Genomic DNA, 21,735 nt, shown 5'->3' on the forward strand with positions numbered 1-21,735 from the left:
CCGGCGTGTCCGCCTTCCCCGCTCTCACCCTCCAGCACGCGCGTGCCGGCGCTCCCTTCGCGACGAAGGGGTCGCTGGCCGCGGCGCTTGGATGGTGGAGCGAGGGACCGGGCCATGCGGACGAATGGCTGCTGGTGCCGCGTTTGCAGCTCGCCATGCCGCGCGCCGCGCAATCCTCGCCCGGGGCGCTCGCCCGCCGCCTCGATCATGCGCTGGCGGCGGTGCGAGCCGGTGCCACCGTCGATCCCGCGCCGGGGACCGCGCCAAGGGGTGCGCTGCGCTTCACCCGGCGCGAGCGGTGGCTGGCGTGGCTGGCGGTGCGGCTGGCATCGCCCGAACACATCCTTGCGGCAGACTGCGCCCCCCTGCCCGAACCTCCCCAAGCGATGCGCGCTGCGCTCCGCAAGGCGGTGGCCGTCGATCCGCTGGTCTTGCCGGCTGTCACCCGGGCGCTGGTTGCAGCGGGCACATTTCCGGCCTGGGCGGCAAGCTGGACCGACTCCGATACCGCCGCGATCGAAGCCGCGCTGACGACCCATTTCGCGGTGCCGCCGGATGTGCTGGCACGTGTCGCGGCAGAACCCGTCGCGGAGATTGCGCCACTCCCGGCGCACGCCACGCCGCAAGGTCGCGGCGGACCAAGGGAGCATGACGGCCGGTCCGAGGCCACCGCTGCGATCATCCGGATACTCGGTCCGGTGTTGCCCTATCGGGTCCTGCACTCCTCCGCGCCGCGCCACGCGACGCTGGCGCTGCTGGTGGCGGCGATCGCCGCGAAACCGGCGATGGCCTCGCGGATTGTGCAGGCCTTGGCAGAGGTGCCCCCCGCGTCGACCGCGAGCACCGCTCCGCTCCCTCGGGAGCGCGTTGCCCCGATACCTCGTGGCGGGAGCGCGAGGGCAATGGTCGCCAAGCGTCCTTACTGGCGCGGCACCGCGCTCGCCCCGCGAGAGGCCCCCTCGCAGCCTATGGCACGTTACGCCGAACGCGGCCGCGCGCGCAGAGAGTCGATCCTCGCAAGATCACCAGAAGGAGAGGTCGCCCACCGCTCTGCCGGTCGCGGCGAACCTGACCCGCAGGCGGCACCGCGTCTGTCTGCCGCGCGCCTGCCGCTGCCCGCTTGCGAGACCCGCTTCGGCGGCCTGCTGTTTCTCCTCAACGCCTTCACCGTGCTCGGGCTCTATCCCGATTTCACGCGACCGCTCGACCCACGGATCGCGCCGTCGCCCTGCTGGTTGCTCGAACGGATCGGCATGGCATGGTTCGGGCGGCGCTTCGCCCGCGATCCCCTGCGCGCCTGGCTCGCGCAACGCGCGGTCGGAGGCGATCTGCCGGGCAGCTGGCAGACCGACCCCACCTGGGACGGACCTGCGCTGCGTCCCCTGCGCTTCCGATATGGCGGCTACGCCTGCGCGTGGGACCGGCGCGGGTTTATCGCCAGCATCGCGCCGCTGCGTATGCGCGACCGGCAGCTCCGGCGCCCACCGGTCCGCGCTGTCCGGGCCTTGCGCGCCCTGCCGCTGGAAACGCAGGCGTGGCTCACAGGGCTGCTCTCCTATCTCGACTGGCGGCTCGCCGGGTCCGCGGTCAGACGGCGCGATCTGTGTCTGGCGGGAACACTGGTTTCAAGCGAGGACGCTGACGAAGTGACGCTGCGTATCTCGCTGGCGCAACTTCCCATCGCCCTGCGCCTTTCCGGGCTCGACCGCGATCCCGGCTGGATTCCCGCCGAAGGGTGCAATGTCAGGTTCGAATTCACATGACCCTCAGACCCGCAGATCAATTCCGTTTCGAGGTGCTGGCCTGCACCACCCGCCTGCTCGAGGCGATGGCACCGGAGCAACGCGCCGCGCTCGTCGCCGCCCTGCCGGGGCTGACATTTTACGAGGCCGAAGCGCGCCGGCGCTGGCCCGCCGCAGCGATGCGCGAGATCGAGCTTGCAGCGATCGCGCTCGCCCATCCCGGCTGGCCGTTGCAAAGGCTGGACAGTCTCGACCTTGGCTCTCTCGGCCGCCTGATCCCGCAGCTTCTGCTGATGGCCGAGGAAGATACCGACCTTGCCCAGCTGTTCGAGCCCGAGGGCGGTTTCGTTTCGCTGGGCGGCCTGCTGGCGGCGGTGCGCCTGCTCGACCAGCAGGCCGACGCCGTCGATCTGCTGGTCGCGCTCGACGAGCTGGAAGCGCGCGGATTGATCGTGTCGGTCGATCCGCAGGCGATGCGCAACCGGCGCCGCTACCGCGTCGAACCGCTGGTAGCGGCGGCGCTGCTCGGCCTGCGGCCACGGTCGGAGAGCCTGCGACTGGTCGCGGCGGATGACCTGCCCGATCCCGCAAAGTGGCTGCCGCATCGCGAGGGCGATCCGCTGCCGGCAGCGATGGGGCGCCAATGGGCCGCGGCGCAGAATTGCGCGGTCGTTATCAAGGGGCCGGGCCGCAATGGCCGCAAGACCTGGGCGGCGATGGCTGCGCGCGCCGCGGGAAAGCCGCTGCTGGTCGCCGATCCAGCGATGCTCGGCGATCCGCAGCGCTGGAGGGTCGCATCGGCGCTCGCCTGGCTGCACGACGCGGTGCTGCTCGCCGAGATCGACACGGCGCCGGGCGAGATGACGGAGGTCCGCGAACCGGCCTGCGGTGCGATCAATCTCGCGCTGGTGTGCACCCGGAGCGGCGCCGTGCGTCTGCCGTCCGGCCTGGCGGGCTCGACGGTGACGCTCGGACTTCCGTCACCGGCTGCACGGATGCAGCATTGGCAAGCATCCAGCCTGACCGACGGCCTGCCCGACCTTGACCGGATCGTCCTGACGACAGGCAACATCCGCCGCGCGGGCCGCGATGCGCTCGCCGCCGCCAAGCTCGCCGGACGCACCGCTCCCGCGCCGGAGGATCTGCGCGCCGCGCTGCGCGGGCTGCGCGATGCGCGACTGGAAACGCTCGCCACCCTGCTCGATGCCTCGCAAGACCCCGATCCGCTGTTTCTGGATCACGAAAGCGAGGCGGAGTTCTTCGCGCTCGTCAGCCGCTGCCGTCACCGCGAGGCGCTGGGCGGGGACAACGAAGGGGTGCGCGCGCTGCTCAGCGGCCCCAGCGGCACCGGCAAGACGCTGGCTGCCCGCCACGTGGCCCGCGCGCTCGACAAGGACGTCTACCGCATCGACCTCGCCGCGACGGTCAACAAGTATATCGGGGAGACCGAAAAGGCGCTGGAACGCGCGCTATCGGCCGCCGAGGAGCTCGATGTCGTGTTGCTGCTCGACGAAGGCGACGCGCTGATGGCGAAGCGCACCGATGTGACCAGTTCGAATGATCGCTACGCCAATCTCGAAACCAATTTCCTGCTGCAGCGGATCGAGAGCTTCCGCGGCATCATTCTCGTCACCAGCAACGATGCCGACCGGATCGACCGCGCCTTTGCCCGGCGCATGGATGCGGTGATCGGCTTCGCCCAGCCGGACGAGGTGAGGCGGCTGGAAATCCTGCAACGGCAGCTGGGAGAAGGCCATATGGCCAGCCCCGCCCTTCTGGACGAGATCGCCTGCCGCTGCGCCCTGAGTGGCGGACAGTTGCGCAACGTCGCGCAGCACGCGCGCCTGCTCGCGCTCGATGCGGGGCGTGCGATCGGCGATGGCGAGCTGCGTGCGGCAATCGGCCGCGAATATCGCAAGCTTGGCGCCGATTGTCCGCTGCGCCGGCCGCTGGCCGCCGTGGGCTGATATGGCGAGCGCCGCTCCCCCCGTCCAGGAGCGCCGCCCGGCCGCTGCCGATACCCCGCCGCTGCAACTCAAGGCCGTCGCGACCGACACCGGCACCGCGCGCCCGGTCGTCCGCGCCAGCCTGTCCGCGACGCCGCAGGCCAAGCGCTTCGTCTCCTCCCCCGGCGATCCGGCCGAACGCGAGGCCGACCGGGTGGCAAAGCAGGTCATGGAGATGCCTGCCCCGGCCGTGACCGCGCGCGGCGAGCGAAGCGCGCAAAGGGTCGCCGCGAGGCCGCTGCCGGTTCTGCCGCGCGCGCCCTCGCCGAGCGGCCCGGACAGCGCGGTCGCGGCCAAGGTCCGCGCGGCCGCGACCGGAGGCGCACAGCTCTCGCGCAAGACCCGCGCCTTTCTCGAACCCCGCTTCCGCGCCGATTTTTCGGGCGTGATGATCCACACCGATGCGATGGCCGCGCGGCTCGCCAACGAACTCGGCGCGCGCGCCTTCACCTATGGCCGCCACATCTTCTTCGCCGCAGGGCAATACAATCCCGACACCCGCGACGGGCTGGAGCTGCTCGCCCACGAGCTGACCCACACGATCCAGCAATGCGAGACGATCCAGCGCAAGGAGGCCGATCCGGCCGAGGCACCGCGCGTCTCCGAACGCACCGGGCGACAGGCCAGCCGCCTCGGCATTTCCGACGCGCTCGACTATTTCGCCGATGCCGCCAACGCGATCCCCGGCTACCGGATGTTCACGATCCTGATCGGCGTGAACCCGATCAACATGAGCGCGGTCGAGGCCAGCGCCGCCAATATCCTGCGCGCGATCGTCGAGTTCCTGCCGGGCGGCAACATCATCACCCGGGTGCTCGACAGCTACGGCATCTTCGACAAGGTCGGCAGCTGGATCGAAGGGCAGCTCAAGTCACTGGGCATAACCGGCGCGGCCATCCGGGCGGCGATCGACCGGTTCCTCGACTCGCTCGGCTGGCGCGACATCTTCAGTCTGGGCAGCGTGTGGAACAGGGCCAAGGCGATCTTCACCGATCCGATCAGCCGGATCCTTGCCTTTGCCAGAGGGCTGTTTTCGAAGATCCTCGAAATGGTCCAGGAAGCGGTGCTCAAGCCGCTCGCCGCATTGGCCGCGCAAACGCCGTTCTATACCCTGCTCAAGGCCGTGCTGGGCAAGGACCCGGTGACCGGCGAGAAGTTCGAAGGCGGCGCCGCCGAGGTGATCGGCGGGTTCATGACGATGATCGGCCAGCAGGAGCTGTGGCAGAACATCCAGCGCGCCAACGCCATTCCGCGCGCCTTTGCCTGGTTCAAGACCGCGATGAAGGGTCTGGTGGGCCTCGTCAGCAGCATCCCGACGCGCTTCATCGACGGGCTGAAGAGCCTCGAGATCATGGACTTTGTGGTCCTTCCCCGCGCCTTCGCGAAGATCGGTTCGGTGATCGGCAGCTTCCTTGCGGATTTCGGCAGCTGGGCGCTGGGAACCGTGATCGACCTGCTCAAGATCATCGTCGAGGTCGTGGCGCCGGCCGTCCTGCCCTACATTGCGAAGGCGGCGGGCGCGTTCAACACGATCCTGCGCAATCCCATCGGCTTCGTCGGCAATCTGGTGAAGGCCGCGATGCAGGGCTTCCGCCAGTTCGCAAGCAATTTCCTCACCCACCTGCAGGCGTCGCTGGTCGGCTGGCTGACGGGGGCCATGGCGGGGGCGAACATCTACATTCCGCAGGGGCTGAACCTGCGCGAGATCCTCAAGTTCGTGCTTTCGATCCTCGGCCTGACCTGGGCGAACATCCGCGCCAAGCTGGTGCGTGCGACCAACGAGACCACCGTGGTCGCGCTCGAAACCGGCTTCGACATCGTGCGCACGCTTGTCACCGAAGGCCCGGCGGCTGCATGGCAGAAGATCATCGAGGTCATCGGCAATCTCAAGCAGATGGCGATCGATGCGATCATGGACTTCGTGAAGAGCCGCGTGGTGCAGGCGGCGGTCACGCGGCTGCTGTCGATGCTCTCGCCCGCGGGCGCCTTCATCCAGGCGATCATCGCGATCTACAACACGATCATGTTCTTCGTCGAACGGCTGCGCCAGATCGCGGCGGTGGCGGCGAGCTTCATCGATTCCATCGCCGCGATCGCATCGGGCAGCCTCGGCGCGGCGGCCAACCGGGTCGAGACCACGATGGCGGGGCTGCTGACGCTGGTGATCAGCTTCCTCGCCCGCATCGCGGGGCTGGGTCGGGTGTCCGACGCAGTCACCAACCTCATCAACCGCATCCGCGCACCGATCGACCGGGCTCTGGACGCGGTGGTGAACTGGATCGTGACCCAGGCACGGCGGTTGGGGCGGTTCCTGCTGCAGGCCGGCACGCCAGCCGATCCCAACGCGCGGTTGCGGTTGGCTATAAGGGATGCACGGCTCATTGCTCGGGGCTTGGGCAATAGGATTTCAAGGTCAGTACTTGAGACCGGCATCGCTATTCTTAGGACGCGTTACGGTCTTTCGGCGCTGAGGGTCACCGAGCGAAATGGACGCTACCTCGTTTTCGCATCGATCAACCCCATGATTGAAGAGGAAGTTGCTCAAGCATTGAGCGGCACTTCGGTTGATGTCGAACGGCTAATCGATCAAGTTGCCGGTGACTTGATGTCGGATCCGCGGGTGGTGCGGGAACGTGAGAGGGTTCTGAGAGCGCACCAAGGTCCGGCGGGCATGGCAGCGGCGGGAAACCGGGGGAGCGATACGGTAATCCCGACAATTGCAGTCGGGCCCGGCCCGGGCATGCTTGGGGCGGCAGCAGCGTTGCAGGACGCAAATCGACCTGCGCGCTTCAGCTTCCAGACCAACTCGCCACATGAGTTTATGGCAATGCCGTTCAGGGCCGGCGTGTCGGGCGAGATGCAGTCGACGCCGGGCCCCGGCGGCGTGATCGTCGGCCGCGGTCAGGAAAATGGCGCACGCGTGTCGGTCAGCTACCCGGCTCTGGTCCAGCGCTTTAGGGAGATCGCAAATGCCCAGACTCCGCCGATCGGAGACCGCCAGATGGCTTCGATCCTCGTCGGCTATCTACGTTCCGGAGCTATGCCGCGACCATTCGATCAAGGAAATAACGCTCTTTTCCTCGCGGAAATGGGCCGTGTTGTGGGATCAGTCGAGGTAGCCCGTAGCCAAAGCGCGGCAGTCGAGTTGGCGATGATCACTCGCCTTGTGCAGACGGGTACCCTGACCATCGATCAAGCCTTCGCGCGCGAATCGCAGGTCAACCCGATGACTATGACAGGCGCGCCCGCAGCTGCGCGCGCACGGCAGAATGAATTGCTAGGCTCGGCAGCCCGGCCCGGGGGCGAAGCTGGCACAAGGGTAGATCAGTTCGTAACAAGGCGACGGCAGTTAATTATTGCGTTCGCGATGCAAGAGATTCGAAGTCGCCGTCTTACATTTGCAACGCCAGCGGATGTCCAAGCTTGGGCAAGAACTGGATTGGTGGAGATTATCCGCGCACGAGCCGAAGAACTCTTCGGTCTGCGCGACCTTCCGAACTGACCCCAACATATGGAGGCCATTCGAGCCTTCAGCTATATCTCTGTCGGCAGTGAGGCTAGTCTGAGACCCGATTGTGCCGCTTCACCATGAAGGCTACGCTAGGCACATGCTCGGTGATCCTCTCCCGCCCATGACCCGTTGGCGCCTGTCCGCCCCCGTCGACGACATCCGCGAGGCGTTGCTCGCGCTCCCCGCGCTGCCCGACCGGTTCGCCATTGCCACACTCGTTGAGGTCGACGGCTCGGCGCCGCGCGATGTAGGGGCGCAGATGCTCATCACTGCGGACGAGCATTGGGGGTTTCTGTCGGGCGGGTGCATCGAGGATGACGTCGCGCGCCACGGCCGCGAGGTGCTGTCAGCGGACGCGCCGCGCACCTTGCGCTATGGCGAGGGCAGCCCGTGGATCGACATCAGGCTCGCCTGCGGATCGGGGATCACGGTGCTGGTCGAGCCGGTCGCGGCCGACGAACCCGCAGTCGCGGCGCTGCTGGAGGCATGGCGCACCCGCACCCCGCTGCTCTTCTCGAGCGATGGCACCACCCGCCGCGCCGAAGCCGCAGGCGAGGCGCCCGCGCACGACGCTTGGGACGGCACCACCTACACCCGCCTCTTCACCCCGCCCTTGCGGCTGGTGCTGATCGGCGATGATGGCGCGACGCTCAGCGCGGCGTCGCTGGGGCTGGCGATGGGCTGGGATGTCGCGCTGATCACCCCGGGCGGGCCCGAGTCCGCGCCGATTGACGCCATCGCCTATCACCGCAGCGATCCCGCTGCCGCGCTCGCCGCCATCGCACCCGACCCGTGGACCGCTGTCGCGGTGCTCTCGCACGACCGCGAGGATGACGAGCGCGGGCTGGCCGCAGCCTTGCAAAGCAAGGCCTTCTATGTCGGCGCGGTCGGCGCACGGGTGCGGCTCGACCAGCGCCTCGCCAAGCTGCGCGGCCACGGGGTCGACGAGAAGGCCCTAGCGCGGCTCCATGCCCCCATCGGGCTCTACGGCTTCGGCAAGGCCCCGCGCGAGGTGGCGCTGTCGCTGGTGGCCGAGGTCGCGCAAGGGTTCCACGCGGCGACGGCGGCGGCGAGGTCTTCTGGGGTGTCGATGTCGAGCAGCACGCCCCTGTCGGCGGTTTCGAGGTAGGCGACCGCCTCGGGCCGCGCCTTGAGCAGCGCGGTCGCTCCGGCATCGCCCTCCAGCTTCATGAGGTCGGCGAAGGCCGCGCGGGTGAAGGCAACCGGATGCCCCGGCTTGCCCTCGCAGCGGGGCCGAGCGGCATAGCCAGCCGCCTGCGCCGCTTCCACCAGCGCGCCGCAGAGCCCCACTGGCACGAGCGGCATGTCGCCGAGGAAGACGCAGACGCCGCAAGTCCCGGACGATAGCCCGGCAATGCCGGTGCACAGCGTTGCAGCCATGCCCTCGGCCCACGCGGGAGCGTGGACGATACGGCAGGCGAGCCCGTCCAGCGCGGCGCGTACCGGAGCGTCATCCGCTCCCGTAACGACAAGCACCTCGGCAAAGCCTGCGTCGCAAACCCGCTCGGCCACCCGCCGGATCACCGGCGCGCCGCCGAGGTCGGCCAGTAGCTTGCCCCCCCGTTCTTTGACCCCGAAGCGCCGCCCCGCCCCTCCGGCGAGGATCAGCGCCGACCAGCGGGAAACGCTCAAGCCTTGGCTTGCGTCAGGATCGGCAGGTTGCGGATGCGCTTGCCGGTAAGCGACGCCAGCGCATTCGCCAGCGCCGGGGTCGCGGGCGGCAGGCCCGGTTCGCCGATCCCGCCGGTCTTCGCCCCGCTGTCGGCGAAGTGCACGTCGACCGCCGGGGGTGCGTCCGCCAGCTTGAGGATCGGGTAGTCCGAGAAATTGCTCTCCACCACCGCGCCCTTGTCGAGCGTCACCGCCTCACCGATGCCGGACGAGAGCCCCATGATGAGGCCGCCCATGATCTGCGCCTCGGCATTGAGGGGGTTCACCGTCGTCCCGCAATCGACCACCGCGAAGGCGCGGACCACCTTGGGGCTGCCATCTTCCTTCAGCGTCGCCTCGACCACCTCGGCGACGATCGTGTCGAAGCTCTCGACGATGGCGATGCCCCGGCCCACGCCTTCGGGCAGCGGCGTGCCCCAGCCCGCGCGCTTGGCGACTTCATCGAGCACCTTCTGGTGCCGCGAGCCTTCAGCGAGGTGCTTGCGCCGGAACTGGTAGGGGTCCGCCCCCGCCGCCAGCGCCAGCTCGTCCATGAAGCTTTCGGTGTAGAACCCGAGCTGGGTCGCGTTGACCGAGCGCCACGGTCCGTCGATCTGGTTCGACTGGTAGGCGAAATGCCGCCGCGATGTCGCGGGCAGATTGTAGATGAAGGGCACCTCGCCCTCCGCATTACCGCTCTGCGCGTAATCGATCCGCATTGCGGTGATCGCCCCGTCCTTCAATGAAGCCGAAAGCTTCGCCGAGGATTGCGGGCGGTAGGAGCCGTGGCGCACTTCCTCCTCGCGGCTCCACACCAGCTTGACCGGATAGGGCACCTGTTTGGCGATGATCGCGATCTGGTCGATGATCTCGACGATGTCGGGGAAGCGCCGGCCGAAGCCGCCGCCCATGATCATGGGGACGAATTCGACCTGGTCGACCTCGAGCCCCGCGGCCTTGGCCGCCTTGACGCGGGTGGAGAGCGGGTCCTGCAAGCCGCCCCAGATGGTGAGCTTGCCGTCCTTGAAATGGCCGGTGAGCGCGAAGGGCTCCATCATCGCGTGGTGGAGGAAGGGGACGCGGTATTCGGCCTCGACCAGCTTGGCGCCGGTGGCCTTGAAGGCGCCGTCGACATCGCCCTCGCCCGCTTCGTTGTCGGGCTTGCCGCCCGCCATCAGCTTCCCTTGCGCGGCATAGACCGCCGGGGTGTTGACCGCCGCATGGCCGCCGTCGGAGAACTTGGGCGAGAGGGCCTGCAAACCCTTGGTCGCGGGCCAGTAACCCTTGCCGATCACCACCACGGCGTCGGGCAGCTTGATCACCTTCTCGACGCCCTTGACGGCAAGCGCCGGGGCCTCGTCGACGCTTTCCAGCTTGCCGCCGCGCACGGGGGCCGCCGCAATGGTGGCGACGCGCATCTCGGGGAGCGTGAAGTCGATCCCGTAGACCGCCGAGCCATCGACCTTGGCGGGGATGTCGCGGCGCGGAACGCCGGTGCCGATCAGTTTCCACTGTTCGCGGGTCTTGAGCACCGGATCGCTGGCGAGCGACCGCTCAGCCGCGCCTGCGGCCAGCTCGCCATAGCGCAGCGACTTGCCGGACTTGGCGTGGGTGACCTTGCTGTCGGCGGTGGTCAGTTCGCTCTCGGGAACGCCCAGCCGGTCGACCGCTTCGGCGATCAGCGCCGCGCGCACCGCCGCGCCGGTGCGGCGCATCGCGATCTCGCCGGTGAAGCGGATCGCGGAAGAGCCGCCGGTGATCATCAGCGGCATCGAGCGCGCCATCATCCCGATCACCGCATCGGGGATCAGCCCGGCAGCAAAGTCTCCCGCCATCGTCGGCAGGAAGCCCTTGGCGAGCGCGGCATTGGCGAAAGCGAGGTCGGCCGGGGCCTGCTCGATCCTGACCTTTTCCCAGTCCGCGTCCAGCTCGTCAGCCAGCATCTGGCCGAGCGCGGTGTGCGAGCCCTGCCCGAAGTCGATATGGGGCGAATAGACCGTGACCGTGTCGTCCTCGCCGATGGTCATGATGCTGCCGAAGGCGGGCTTGCCCTCGCCGCCGATCATGGCGTTGCCCTTGGCCTTGACGCTGCTGTCGGTCCACCACACGCCGAAGATGCCGCCGCCCACGACCAGCGCGGAGCCGGCGAGGAAGATGCGGCGCTTGATGCCCTTGCGCTTGGGCTTGGGCGCCGGAGCTGCGGTTTCGGGGAGGTCGATGTCGGGGGTCGGATTGTCGGCCATCACGCGGCTCCCTGTTCGGCCGCAGCGGCGGCACCGGTGGCAGCAAGGATCGCCTTGCGGATGCGCGGATAGGTGCCGCAGCGGCAGATATTGGTCATCGCCTCGTCGATCTGCGCGTCGGTCGGCGTGCCGACCTGCTCGATCAGCGCCACGGCGGCCATGATCTGGCCCGACTGGCAGTAGCCGCATTGCGGCACCTGCGCGTCGATCCACGCCTGCTGGGCCTTGTGGAGCACGCCATCGGCGCTCTTGAGCCCCTCGATGGTGGTCACGGATTTGCCGGCGACCTCGCTCACCGGCACGCTGCACGAACGGGTGAGGTTGCCGTCGACATGCACCGAGCACGCCCCGCAGGCCGCGATGCCGCAGCCGAACTTGGTGCCGGTGAGGCCGAGATCGTCACGCAGCGCCCACAGCAGCGGCGTGTCGGCATCGGCCTCTACGCTCACGGGCTTGCCGTTTACAGAAAATGCGATTGCCACAGGCGGCACTCCCCATGTTTTGGATTTGGGTTGTGTATAGCAACGCGAAGCCCCCCTCGCCAAACGGAAAGACACGGGCGCAAGGCAGGCTCGGGCAAATGACGCAGACTTGCGATGCGCGGGCGCGCTTCGTAAGCGCTGGGGGACCGAGGAGAGGAAGTCCGATGCCCCACACCATTCCCACCCCGCCCCGCATGCGCTCGTGGCTGTTCGCGCCCGGCGACAGCGAGAAGAAGATGGGGAAGGCCGAAGGCGGCAACGCGGATATCGTGTTGCTCGACCTCGAGGATTCGGTCGCGCCCGAGAACAAGCCCGCCGCGCGCCAGATGGTCGCCGCGCAGATCGCGGCCTCGGTCAACAAGGCGCGGCTGTGGGTGCGGATCAATCCGGTCGCGGGGAACGAATGCATCGCCGATCTCGCCGCGATCATGCCTGCGCGCCCCGGCGGGGTGTTTCTGCCCAAGGCCGAAGGGGCGGCGGACGTGACGCAGCTTCATCACTATCTGACCGCGCTCGAAGCCGCAAACGGCATCCCCCTCGGCCGCACTCTCATCGCCGCTCTCGTCACCGAGACCGCCGCGGCGATGTTCCACACCGGCGACTATGCGGGCGATTACCCCGGCAAGGCGCGGCTGGTTGCGATGAGCTGGGGGGCGGAGGACCTCTCCTCGGCGCTCGGCGCGCGCGAGCAGCGGGGGCCGGACGGCGAGTATTCGCACACCTACGAGATGGCGCGCAGCCTGTGCCTAATCGGCGCGGCGGCGGCGGGGGTGGCGGCGATCGAGACGGTGCAACCCGAGTTCCGCGATCTCGAGGCGCTGGCGGCGCGCGCGCGGCGGGTGCGCGCGCAGGGTTTCGGCGGGATGCTCGCGATCCATCCCGCGCAGGTCGATCCGATCAACGCAGCCTTCACCCCCAGCGCAGAGGAACTCGCCCACGCCCGCGCTGTGGTGCAGGCCTTTGCCGACCACCCCGGCGCAGGCGTGGTGGCATTGGATGGCGCGATGCTCGACCGCCCGCATCTGGCGCTGGCGCAGCGCCTGCTCGCCGAGGCGGGCGTGCAGTAGGTTAAATCATTTTCCTACTCTAACCTATTTGGTTATTTGGTTGCGCGACTCACTCGAAAGGAGCGCGCGCCATGGCCCTACTCGACGTCCTCATCGGACCCATCGCCTCGATCATCGACAAGATCATCCCGGATAAGGAGGCGCAGGCCAAGGCCAAGCTCGAACTGATCGCGTTGCAGGGCACGCAGGAAATGCAGATGCTCGAAACACAGCTCAAGGCGATCGTCGCCGAGGCCAATTCGAGCGATCCGTGGACCAGCCGCGCCCGGCCGAGCTTTCTCTACGTGATGTATGTGCTGCTGCTCGCATCGCTGCCGATGGGGGTTCTTTCGGCTTTCAATCCCGCCGCCGCGCACGAGATCGCGGCGGGGATGAACGCCTATCTCGCGGGGCTGCCCGAGCCGCTCTACGCCCTCTTCGGCACTGGCTACCTCGGCTACACCGCCGCGCGCCAGTGGGGGAAGGTCAAGGGCGTGGACAAGTAGGCGCGGGCTCAATCGAACAGCGCGTGGCCGCCGAAATGGGCGATTGCCGCCATTGCATCGTCGAAGCGCCCGTCGGTGCCGACCAGATTGATCGCGATGTCGCCGCCGGTCAGCATCCGGTTGGCGCGCGAGAGCTTCGCGGCGATCCCGCGGCCGGGGTATGCCTCGGGCCGGCGCAGGTGGAGGATGATGTTCTTCTGGCTCTGGTAGGACCAGACCGACACGCGCCGGATTTCGGACCAGGGGATGGTGGCATCCGACCATTGCGCCACCTTGATGCCCGCCCTGCCGATCTCGACCTGTGCCGCATCGTCGAAGAAGCGCCTGGCGATGACCAGCAGGCACATCCCGAAGAAGATCACGCAGAGCCAGCCCACATAGGGCACAAGCTCAGGCGAAATGCGGCGCGACCCGCTGCTCGGGTCTGGCCCCTCGCCGAGAACGCCCGCCATCCACAGCCCCCCCACAACGAAGCCGAGTGCGGCCAGCAGCAGCAAGCCCATGCGCCAGCGTGAATGGTGTGCGCGGAATTCTTTCATGGCTGCTTTGCCTAACCACATCTGCGGTGCAGGCAAGATGCGACCACGCGCGCACGCCCTTCCCCGCCCCGCCCCTTCCCGCTAAGCGACCGCCATGAGCAACCTCGTCTACGTCCTCAACGGCCCCAACCTCAATCTCCTCGGCACGCGCGAGCCGGAAATCTACGGCACCACCACGCTCGATGACATCGCCGGGATGCTCGAAGACCGCGCGCGCGAGCTCGGGCTCGAAATCGAGATGCGGCAGACCAACCACGAAGGGATGCTGGTCGACTGGCTGCACGAGGCGCAGGCGGAAGGCGCGCGGGCCGTGTTGCTCAATGCGGCGGCCTATACCCACACCTCGGTGGCGCTGCTCGATGCGATCAAGGCGATCCGCACGCCGGTGATCGAGGTGCACCTCTCCGATCCCAAGACCCGCGAGGCCTTCCGCCACCTCTCCTATGTCGGGATGGCTGCGGCCAAGACCGTCGAGGGGCACGGCGCGCGCTCCTACCTCATCGCGCTCGAAGCCGTAGCGGCAGGGGAGGTCTGAAATCGTCACGCCACTTTCACATTTTGCACCTCTGCCACTTGCCTGCCGCAATTGGCGGCAATAGACGCGCGGACTTTACGGTCGCACCACAAGGCAAGGGGCACACATGGCAAACGACGCTGGCCAAACCGGCAAGGCAAACGGGCGCAAGTCGGGGATGAACATCGACACGGCGCTGGTGCGCGAGCTGGCCGAGCTGCTGAACGAGACCGGCCTGACCGAGATCGAGGTCGAGGATGACGACCGCAAGATCCGCGTCTCGCGCGGCGCTGTCGCTGCTGCCGCCCCGGTCTATGCCGCTGCCCCTGCCGCGCCTGCTGCTGCCCCCGCGCCTGCCGCCGCCGCGCCCGCGCCTGCCGCAGCGCCCGCTGCCGAGGCCGGCCCCGATCTCAAGAACGCGGTGAAGTCGCCGATGGTCGGCACGGCCTATCTGACCCCCGAACCCGGCGCCGCCCCGTTCATCGCGGTCGGCAAGGCCGTGAAGGAAGGCGACACGCTGCTGATCGTCGAGGCGATGAAGGTCATGAACCCGATCACCGCGCCCCGCTCCGGCACCGTCACCGCGATCCTGATCGAAACCGCCCAGCCGGTCGAATTCGACCAGCCTCTGGTGGTGATCTCCTAAGACAATGGGCATCAAACGCATCCTGATCGCCAACCGCGGCGAGATCGCTTTGCGCATCCACCGCGCGGCGCATGAAATGGGGATCGAGACGGTCGCGGTGCACTCCACTGCCGATGCCGACGCGATGCATGTGCGCCTTGCCGACCACGCGGTCTGCATCGGCCCGCCGCCCGCGACCGACTCCTATCTCAACATCGCCAACATCATCTCGGCCGCCGAAATCGCCCAGTGCGACGCGATCCACCCCGGCTACGGCTTCCTGTCGGAGAACGCCAAGTTCGCCGACATCGTCGAAGCGCATGACATCATCTGGATCGGCCCCAAGCCCGAACATATCCGCACGATGGGCGACAAGATCGAGGCCAAGCGCACCGCGGGCGCCCTCGGCCTGCCGTTGGTGCCGGGTTCGGACGGCGCGGTGTCCGACATCACCGAGGCCAAGGCGATTGCCGAGGCGGCGGGCTATCCCGTCATCATCAAGGCCGCATCCGGCGGCGGCGGGCGCGGGATGAAGGTGTGCAACAGCCCCGACCAGCTCGAAACGCTGATCCAGCAGGCCGGCTCCGAGGCCAAGGCCGCCTTTGGCGATGCCACGGTCTACATCGAGAAGTATCTCGGCAACCCGCGCCACATCGAGTTCCAGGTGTTCGGCGACGGCAACGGCAATGCGATCCATTTGGGCGAGCGCGACTGCTCCTTGCAGCGCCGCCACCAGAAGGTGCTCGAAGAGGCCCCCTCCCCCGTCATCAGCCACGAAGAGCGCATGCGCATGGGCGAGGTCTGCGCCAAGGCGATGCGCGACATGGGCTATCGCGGCGCAGGCACGATTGAATTCCTGTGGGAAAACGGCGAGTTCTACTTCATCGAGATGAACACCCGCCTCCAGGTCGAACACCCGGTGACCGAAGCGATTACCGGCGTCGACCTCGTTCGCGAACAAATCCGCATCGCCGAAGGCCGGCCTTTGTCCGTCACGCAGGAGGACATCGAGTTCAAGGGCCACGCGATCGAGTGCCGGATCAACGCCGAAGACCCGTTCAACTTTGCTCCCTCGCCGGGCCTCGTGAGCTATTTCCACGCGGCAGGCGGCATGCATGTGCGCGTCGATAGCGGGCTCTACGCGGGCTACCGCATCCCGCCCTATTACGACAGCATGATCGCCAAGCTGATCGTCTACGGCCGCACCCGCGAGGGCTGCATCATGCGCCTCCGGCGCGCGCTCGAGGAAATGGTGGTCGAGGGGGTCAAGACCAACATCCCGCTCCACCAGGAACTGCTGCGCCAGACCGACGTGCTGAACGGCGACTACTCGATCAAGTGGCTGGAAAACTGGCTGGAGGAGCGCGAGGTCTGACGCGGGTCAGGCCCTGCCTTCCATCCCCTTCAGCACCCCGAGTATCAGCCTTTCCACATCGGGCAGCGGCTGGCCGCGCTCGCGCAGGCTCGCTACCGCCAGTTCGGTCATCAGCGCATTGACCAGCCGCGCGGCGAGCGGCTGGTCGATCGCGCCGATCTCGCCCGCCTCGGCCGCGCGCGCGAGTTGGCGCTCGAACAGGGCGAGGCTGTTGGCGTTCTCGATCCGCTGGGCTTCCTCCACCCCGAGCGCAGCGGGGCCGATGCGCAGGAGGATCGCGGCCACATCGGGCGCACGGATTTCCTCGAGCCAGGCGGCGCACATCCAGGTCAGCTGGGCGAGCGGCGAGACCGCCCCCGCTTGCTCCGCGCGGGCCAGCGCGCGGGCAATCGCGCCCTTGGATTCCGCCTTGTAGATCGCCGCGATCAGCTCGGTCTTGCTGGCGAAGTGGTGATAGAGCGCGCCTTTGCTAAGCCCGGTGCGCGCCAGCACCGCGGCCATCGTGGTCGCCTCCACCCCCTCGGCCAGCAGCAGCGCGCGGCACGCCGCCAGCAGCGCCTCGCGCGTGGCATCGGATCTCTGCTGCTGGGTCGGCATGATCGCCCCTTTACTCTCTTGGCGGCTTCACGCAAAACAAACCGCTGGTCGGTTTATGGAGTCGAAGATGCCCGCTTACGAAACGAACCTCAAGACGATGCTCGAAATCTGGAACACCCCCGATCCCGAGCAGCGCCGCGAAATGGCCGAGGCGTCAATGGAGCACAACGTCCACTTCGTCGATCCGCGCCACAACATCATCGGGCGCGCGCCTTTCCTCGCAATGGTCGAGGAAACCCGCGCCGCCTTCCCCGCCGCCGTCTATCGCCATGCCAGCCGGATCGAGGTGCAGAACAATTTCTGCCGCCATCACTGGGCGATCGACATGGAGGGCAAGACCGTGATGGAGGGCTTCGACGTCACCGAGGTCAATGATGCGGGCAAAGTGGTGAAGGTGATCGGCTTCTTCGGGCGGCTGGATCCGGGCGATTGACGCGCGCGCCTGTGGCATTCATGCTGCACCGCAACACAAGTTGCACTCCGCCACGTTGATTTGCCGCGCAATTGTCGCCCGCACCCGCTAACAGGGCCTCGGGATTGCGCTGGACGACGTGTGCCAAGGAGTGCCGAATGAACCGCAAGACCCAGATTGTCGTCGTCGGCGGGGGCGCGGGCGGGCTCGAGCTGGTCCGGCGGCTCGGCGCCAAGTATGGCCGCAAGAAGCACGACATCATCCTTGTAGACAAGAACCTCAGCCACATCTGGAAGCCGCTGCTGCACGAGGTTGCGGCGGGGTCGCTCGACGCCAATCTCGACGAGGTCGGCTATCGCGGGCATTGCTACCGCTGGGGCTACCGCTTCTTCCAGGGCAGTTTCGAGGGCGTTGACCGGCAGGCCAAGACCATCTGCCTTGCGCCCGTCAAGGACGAGGACGGCAGCGAGCTGATCGCGGGGCACACCATCCGCTACGATATCCTTGCGCTGGCGCTGGGGTCGGTCTCCAACGATTTCGGGGTGCCGGGGGTGAAGGAGCATTGCCTCTACCTCGACAGCCGCGAGCAGGCCGATCGGTTCCGCACGCGGCTGCTGAACCACTGCCTACGCGTCAGCCGGGCGATGATGAACGATCCGGGCGCGGACGAGCAGGTGCGCGTCGCCATCGTCGGCGGCGGGGCGACGGGGGTGGAACTGGCCGCCGAGCTCTACAATGCGGCGGGCGCGCTCAGGCACTACGGACTCGAAGTTTTCGACGAGAGCCGGATGCACGTGACTCTGCTCGAAGCCGGCCCGCGCATTCTCCCTGCCCTCCCCGACAAGCTCGCCGCGGCGGCCAAGCACGAGTTGGAAGTGCTCGGTGTGCAGGTGCGCCCGGGAGTGCAGGTGGTCGAGGCCCGCCCGCGACAGCTGATCACCAAGACCGGCGAGGTGATCGAGGCCGACCTGATCGTCTGGGCCGCCGGGGTCAAGGGCGCGGATTTTCTCAGCGGGGTGGGGCTCGAGACCAACGGGCGCAACCAGATCCTTGTCACCGACACGCTCCAGACCAAGGAGGACCCCTGCATCTATGCGCTCGGCGACTGCGCCAGCTACACACCCCCGGGCGAGGACCGCCCCGTCCCCCCGCGCGCGCAAGCCGCGCACCAGATGGCCGAGACGGTGTTCAAGAACATCGTGCGGATGCAGCAGGGCCGCCCGCTCACCCACTTCGTCTACCGCGACAAGGGCTCGCTGGTATCCTTGAGCCGCTTCTCGACCGTGGGGAGCCTGATGGGCAATCTGATCGGCGGGAGCATGGCGATCGAAGGCCGGCTGGCGCGGTTCATCTACACCTCGCTCTACCGGCTGCACCTGATCGGCATTCACGGCTGGATCAAGGCGACGTTCCTGATGGCGGTGGGCCGCGTGAACCGCATCGTGCGGCCCAAGCTCAAGCTGCACTAGAAGTCGATCTTCACCCGCACCTCGCCGCCATTGGCATTGAAGCCGCCGACGCCCTGATTGATGAGGTTCGCCTCGGCCTCGGCATTGTCCGAGAGCTTGAGGCGCGCACGCGGGATGGCGCTGCCGAAGCCGTCATCGACCGGGCCGACCACCGGGCCGAGGCGCGGCGCGGGGGTGCTGGCGGCGCAGACGACGATTTCGGAGGTGAGCGGGTCGGCCGCCTCGTCGGTACATTCCCCGGCGGGCGGCGGAGGGACGAGCCGGGTGAGGTCGATCACCACCCGCCCATCCGACTCCAGCTGATCGAGCGGCACCGCCGGTGCCCAGATCTCGGCCACTGCTGGCGGCGGCGTGGGCGGTTCATCGATCATGCTGCGACCCTCTGCGATATCGCAGCGGCATAGCATGGAATTTTCATCAACAATATCAGAATACCGCCCCGCTCACAGGGGAACGCCGGGTTCCTGCTTGGCGGTGCGGATCGTCAGCGAGGTCTTGACGCTTTCGACATTGGGCGCAGGCGTCAGCTTGCCGGTCAGGAATTCCTGGAAGCTCTGAAGATCCTTGCTGACGATCTTGAGAATGAAATCGATCTCGCCGTTGAGCATGTGGCATTCGCGCACTTCGGGCAGCGCGCGCATGTGCTCCTCGAACTCGCGCAAGGAGCTTTCGGCCTGGCTCTTGAGGCTCACCATCGCGAAGACGGTGATCGCGAAGCCCAGTTTCGACGGGTCGAGATCGGCGTGATAGCCGCGGATCACCCCGTCTTCCTCGAGGCCGCGCACCCGGCGCAGGCACGGCGGCGCGGTCAGCCCGACGCGCTGGGCGAGTTCGACATTGGTGACGCGCCCTTCCGCCTGCAGTTCCGCCAGCAGACGGCGGTCGATTTCGTCGAGATTGGCCACTCAGTTCCTCCAGCACGCCCCCCTTGCCCGCTGGCAAGGCCGTGCAATATGATCCCCATGAAACAACCGGCGTGCCCGATGGCTCGCTCGGCTAATATTATTAGGTCTGGCAGCAATTGTCCCGCTTTGCAACGCGCCTTTCACGCCAGACTGTGACAATTTCCCCATCCTGATAAGGCAGTTTGGCGCAGTCCGCCTATCCTCGCCCTGCGGCAGGTGCGAAGAGACGCGAATCGCCGCGCGCGGCATTTCGGGAGTTTCCATCGGGTGTTTTTCGACGATCGCCTTGCCACCGTGCTGCGCCAGCGCGCCACCGGCGAGGCGAGCTTGCGCACCCAGTATCGCCAGCTGCTCGATCTGCTGGGGCGCGAGCGGGCGCAGCTGCGCGGGGGGGATCGCAGCCTGCTCGCCGCGGCATGGCTGCGGCTCGATGCGCTGGCAGAGGAAATCCCGGCTGCGACCCGCGCGCGCATGATCCGCGAGCCCGGCTGGCGCTTCCAGAGCCCCGATCTGGTCGTCCACCTCGCCGATCAGGAGGCCGAGGTCGCCGCCGCCGCGCTGACCCGTGCGGACCTCGCCAGTGACGATTGGACCGCGCTGATCCCGCGCCTGCCGGTGCGCGCGCGCGGTTTCCTGCGCCTGCGCCGTGATCTGCCGGTCGATGTCGAGGCGCTGCTTGCGCGGCTGGGGGTGCATGACCGCGGGCTGCCCGCTCCGGCGGAGGATGCCGCCGCGGTCGATGCCGCGCCGTCCGCGCCCGAGCCGACGCCGCTGCGGCCCGTTGCCGCCGAGCCGCGCGAGGTTCCCCTGTCGCCCGCCGCTTCGCCCGCGCCCACGCCCGTCTTCGCGCCCGTCGCCGTCGCCGCCTCCGCCTCTGCCGCCCCGCCCGCGCGCAGCCGCGACGACACCGGCCGCACCGAGATCTCCGCGCTGGTCGAGCGCATCGCCCAGTTCCGCCGCACCCGCTCCGAAACCCAGGCCGAGCTCGAACGCTCGCCCCTGCTGCCGCTGGGCGAACTGCCCGAGCGGCCTGAGCGCCTGCTCACCGTGTTCGGCTTTGCCACCGACACCACCGGGCGCATCGCCTGGGCCGCGCCCGAAGCGGCGCCGATGGTGATCGGGATGCGGCTGTTTACCGGGAGCGCAGCGCATGACGGCAGCGCCGACCCCATCGCGCGCGCCTTCCAGCGCCGCCAGCCGCTCACCCGCGCCGCGATCACGCTCGAGGGCGCGCCTGCGATCACCGGCGATTGGGTCGCCGATGCTGAACCGCGCTTTTCCGAAGAGGGCCATTTCACCGGCTATTTCGGCCGCCTGCGCCGGGTGCAGGACGCAGGCACAGCGGCCGTCACCGGGCCCGAGGCGCGCGAGGCCGACCGCATCCGCCAGCTGCTCCATGAGCTGCGCACGCCCGTCACCGCGGTGCAGGGCTATGCCGAGGTGATCCAGCAGCAGCTGTTCGGCCCCGCGCCGCACGAATACCGCGCGCTGGCCGCGGCGATAGCGGCCGATGCGGCGCGCATCCTTGCCGGCTTCGAGGAGCTCGACCGGCTCGCGCGGCTCGAGACCGGGGCGGCGGGAATCGAGCCGGGCGAGACCGATCTGGCCGCGCTGCTGCATCGCACCGCCGACCAGATCGCGCCGGTGCTCGCACCGCAGGGCGCGGGGCTGGAGCTCGATTTCGGCGCGGATGCCTGCCTCATCGCCGCAATCGACCCGGAGGATGCCGAGGGGCTGGTATGGCGCCTGCTCGCCAGCCTTGCCGCCGCCGCCGGGCCGGGCGAGCGGATTGCGCTGCGGCTCGACCCGGTGATCGGCGCCGGGCGCGGCGAGGCGCGGCTGCGCTGCACCATCCCCGCCCGGCTGGCCGCAGCGGCGGGCGAGGCCAATCTCTTCGCCGCCACCACCCGCACCGGCGAGAGCGCGATCAGCCCCGGCCTGTTCGGCACCGGCTTCGCGCTACGGCTGGCGCGGGCCGAGGCGCGGGCGGCGGGCGGATCGCTGCGGCACGATGACGACGCGCTGCTCTTGACGCTGCCCCTGCTTGGCGGGAATAGGGAGCTGCGGGACGCGGCCAATGCCTGAACGGCGT

18 protein-coding genes and 1 pseudogene are annotated in these 21,735 nt (G+C 68.2%); 12 read left to right on the forward strand and 7 right to left on the reverse strand.

Features of this window, described 5'->3' with window-relative positions:
* The first annotated feature begins 5 nt into the window (after positions 1-5).
* The 4 genes from PFX90_RS04455 (at position 6) to PFX90_RS04470 (ending at position 8,388) form a co-directional block, all read left to right on the forward strand.
* Positions 6-1,763 carry a hypothetical protein gene (locus PFX90_RS04455; RefSeq protein ID WP_285711054.1) on the forward strand — a complete coding sequence of 586 codons (1,758 nt, stop codon included), beginning with the start codon at positions 6-8 and terminating at the stop codon, positions 1,761-1,763.
* Positions 1,760-3,709: an ATP-binding protein gene (locus PFX90_RS04460; RefSeq protein ID WP_285711056.1), complete on the forward strand. Its 1,950-nt coding sequence runs from the start codon at positions 1,760-1,762 to the stop codon at positions 3,707-3,709. The genes PFX90_RS04455 and PFX90_RS04460 overlap by 4 nt, the downstream gene beginning before the upstream one ends.
* Positions 3,663-7,250 (forward strand): eCIS core domain-containing protein, encoded by a 3,588-nt coding sequence (locus PFX90_RS04465; RefSeq protein WP_285711058.1) that lies wholly within the window; start codon positions 3,663-3,665, stop codon positions 7,248-7,250. The genes PFX90_RS04460 and PFX90_RS04465 overlap by 47 nt, the downstream gene beginning before the upstream one ends.
* A gap of 130 nt (positions 7,251-7,380) precedes the next feature.
* On the forward strand, positions 7,381-8,388 hold the full coding sequence (locus PFX90_RS04470) for an XdhC family protein (RefSeq protein ID WP_285711061.1): 1,008 nt from the start codon (positions 7,381-7,383) through the stop codon (positions 8,386-8,388).
* Positions 8,389-8,414: 26 nt separating this feature from the next.
* Here PFX90_RS04470 and PFX90_RS04475 read toward each other — a convergent pair.
* The 3 genes and pseudogenes from PFX90_RS04475 to PFX90_RS04485 all read right to left on the reverse strand — a co-directional run.
* A pseudogene (locus PFX90_RS04475) lies at positions 8,415-8,912 on the reverse strand (nucleotidyltransferase family protein); the annotation flags it as partial.
* Positions 8,909-11,173 (reverse strand): xanthine dehydrogenase family protein molybdopterin-binding subunit, encoded by a 2,265-nt coding sequence (locus PFX90_RS04480; protein WP_285711064.1) that lies wholly within the window; start codon positions 11,171-11,173, stop codon positions 8,909-8,911. The pseudogene PFX90_RS04475 and the gene PFX90_RS04480, both read right to left, overlap by 4 nt.
* Positions 11,173-11,622, reverse strand: a complete 450-nt coding sequence (locus tag PFX90_RS04485) for a (2Fe-2S)-binding protein (protein ID WP_419180076.1) — start codon at positions 11,620-11,622, stop codon at positions 11,173-11,175. The genes PFX90_RS04480 and PFX90_RS04485 overlap by 1 nt, the downstream gene beginning before the upstream one ends.
* A 197-nt stretch (positions 11,623-11,819) precedes the next feature.
* Here PFX90_RS04485 and PFX90_RS04490 point away from each other — a divergent pair, with 197 nt between their 5' ends.
* Together PFX90_RS04490 and PFX90_RS04495 are read left to right on the forward strand one after the other, a co-directional pair.
* The gene (locus tag PFX90_RS04490) at positions 11,820-12,722 is read left to right on the forward strand and encodes an HpcH/HpaI aldolase/citrate lyase family protein (protein WP_285711069.1); all 903 of its coding nucleotides are present in this window, start codon (positions 11,820-11,822) and stop codon (positions 12,720-12,722) included.
* Between the two features lie 71 nt (positions 12,723-12,793).
* A complete protein-coding gene (locus PFX90_RS04495) occupies positions 12,794-13,207 on the forward strand; it encodes a holin family protein (protein ID WP_285711072.1) in 414 nt (137 codons plus the stop codon).
* Positions 13,208-13,215: 8 nt separating this feature from the next.
* Here PFX90_RS04495 and PFX90_RS04500 read toward each other — a convergent pair whose 3' ends face one another.
* The gene (locus PFX90_RS04500; RefSeq protein WP_285711075.1) at positions 13,216-13,746 is read right to left on the reverse strand and encodes an STM3941 family protein; all 531 of its coding nucleotides are present in this window, start codon (positions 13,744-13,746) and stop codon (positions 13,216-13,218) included.
* 94 nt (positions 13,747-13,840) lie between these two features.
* Here PFX90_RS04500 and PFX90_RS04505 point away from each other — a divergent pair, with 94 nt between their 5' ends.
* The 3 genes from PFX90_RS04505 to accC all read left to right on the forward strand — a co-directional run bounded on the left by PFX90_RS04505 (position 13,841) and on the right by accC (position 16,260).
* A complete protein-coding gene (locus PFX90_RS04505) occupies positions 13,841-14,281 on the forward strand; it encodes a type II 3-dehydroquinate dehydratase (RefSeq protein WP_285711076.1) in 441 nt (146 codons plus the stop codon).
* 106 nt (positions 14,282-14,387) lie between these two features.
* Complete coding sequence (accB, locus tag PFX90_RS04510) at positions 14,388-14,906, forward strand: acetyl-CoA carboxylase biotin carboxyl carrier protein (RefSeq protein WP_285711078.1); 519 nt, start codon at positions 14,388-14,390, stop codon at positions 14,904-14,906.
* 4 nt (positions 14,907-14,910) lie between these two features.
* On the forward strand, positions 14,911-16,260 hold the full coding sequence (accC, locus tag PFX90_RS04515) for an acetyl-CoA carboxylase biotin carboxylase subunit (RefSeq protein ID WP_285711080.1): 1,350 nt from the start codon (positions 14,911-14,913) through the stop codon (positions 16,258-16,260).
* A gap of 6 nt (positions 16,261-16,266) precedes the next feature.
* Here accC and PFX90_RS04520 read toward each other — a convergent pair whose 3' ends face one another.
* Complete coding sequence (locus PFX90_RS04520; protein ID WP_285711082.1) at positions 16,267-16,857, reverse strand: TetR/AcrR family transcriptional regulator; 591 nt, start codon at positions 16,855-16,857, stop codon at positions 16,267-16,269.
* Between the two features lie 67 nt (positions 16,858-16,924).
* Here PFX90_RS04520 and PFX90_RS04525 point away from each other — a divergent pair, with 67 nt between their 5' ends.
* Complete coding sequence (locus PFX90_RS04525) at positions 16,925-17,290, forward strand: hypothetical protein (RefSeq protein WP_285711083.1); 366 nt, start codon at positions 16,925-16,927, stop codon at positions 17,288-17,290.
* Positions 17,291-17,427: 137 nt separating this feature from the next.
* The gene (locus PFX90_RS04530; RefSeq protein ID WP_285711085.1) at positions 17,428-18,738 is read left to right on the forward strand and encodes an NAD(P)/FAD-dependent oxidoreductase; all 1,311 of its coding nucleotides are present in this window, start codon (positions 17,428-17,430) and stop codon (positions 18,736-18,738) included.
* Here PFX90_RS04530 and PFX90_RS04535 read toward each other — a convergent pair.
* Positions 18,735-19,109 (reverse strand): hypothetical protein, encoded by a 375-nt coding sequence (locus PFX90_RS04535; RefSeq protein WP_285711088.1) that lies wholly within the window; start codon positions 19,107-19,109, stop codon positions 18,735-18,737. The genes PFX90_RS04530 and PFX90_RS04535 overlap by 4 nt on opposite strands.
* A gap of 72 nt (positions 19,110-19,181) precedes the next feature.
* Positions 19,182-19,643, reverse strand: coding sequence for an Lrp/AsnC family transcriptional regulator (locus PFX90_RS04540; RefSeq protein WP_066525791.1), 462 nt, complete (start codon positions 19,641-19,643; stop codon positions 19,182-19,184).
* 267 nt (positions 19,644-19,910) lie between these two features.
* Here PFX90_RS04540 and PFX90_RS04545 point away from each other — a divergent pair, with 267 nt between their 5' ends.
* The gene (locus PFX90_RS04545) at positions 19,911-21,728 is read left to right on the forward strand and encodes a histidine kinase dimerization/phospho-acceptor domain-containing protein (RefSeq protein ID WP_285711098.1); all 1,818 of its coding nucleotides are present in this window, start codon (positions 19,911-19,913) and stop codon (positions 21,726-21,728) included.
* Positions 21,729-21,735 lie beyond the last annotated feature (7 nt).

The sequence above is a fragment of the Erythrobacter oryzae genome (genome assembly GCF_030271515.1).
GTDB lineage: Bacteria > Pseudomonadota > Alphaproteobacteria > Sphingomonadales > Sphingomonadaceae > Erythrobacter > Erythrobacter oryzae.

Excerpts from the sequence above, each read along its gene's own strand:
- PFX90_RS04460 (WP_285711056.1), top strand. The coding sequence starts at position 1,760 with ATGACCCTCAGACCCGCAGATCAATTCCGTTTCGAGGTGCTGGCCTGC.
- PFX90_RS04470 (WP_285711061.1), top strand. The coding sequence starts at position 7,381 with ATGACCCGTTGGCGCCTGTCCGCCCCCGTCGACGACATCCGCGAGGCG.
- PFX90_RS04480 (WP_285711064.1), bottom strand. The coding sequence starts at position 11,173 with ATGGCCGACAATCCGACCCCCGACATCGACCTCCCCGAAACCGCAGCT.
- PFX90_RS04490 (WP_285711069.1), top strand. The coding sequence starts at position 11,820 with ATGCCCCACACCATTCCCACCCCGCCCCGCATGCGCTCGTGGCTGTTC.
- PFX90_RS04495 (WP_285711072.1), top strand. The coding sequence starts at position 12,794 with ATGGCCCTACTCGACGTCCTCATCGGACCCATCGCCTCGATCATCGAC.
- PFX90_RS04500 (WP_285711075.1), bottom strand. The coding sequence starts at position 13,746 with ATGAAAGAATTCCGCGCACACCATTCACGCTGGCGCATGGGCTTGCTG.
- PFX90_RS04505 (WP_285711076.1), top strand. The coding sequence starts at position 13,841 with ATGAGCAACCTCGTCTACGTCCTCAACGGCCCCAACCTCAATCTCCTC.
- accB (WP_285711078.1), top strand. The coding sequence starts at position 14,388 with ATGGCAAACGACGCTGGCCAAACCGGCAAGGCAAACGGGCGCAAGTCG.
- accC (WP_285711080.1), top strand. The coding sequence starts at position 14,911 with ATGGGCATCAAACGCATCCTGATCGCCAACCGCGGCGAGATCGCTTTG.
- PFX90_RS04520 (WP_285711082.1), bottom strand. The coding sequence starts at position 16,857 with ATGCCGACCCAGCAGCAGAGATCCGATGCCACGCGCGAGGCGCTGCTG.
- PFX90_RS04525 (WP_285711083.1), top strand. The coding sequence starts at position 16,925 with ATGCCCGCTTACGAAACGAACCTCAAGACGATGCTCGAAATCTGGAAC.
- PFX90_RS04530 (WP_285711085.1), top strand. The coding sequence starts at position 17,428 with ATGAACCGCAAGACCCAGATTGTCGTCGTCGGCGGGGGCGCGGGCGGG.
- PFX90_RS04535 (WP_285711088.1), bottom strand. The coding sequence starts at position 19,109 with ATGATCGATGAACCGCCCACGCCGCCGCCAGCAGTGGCCGAGATCTGG.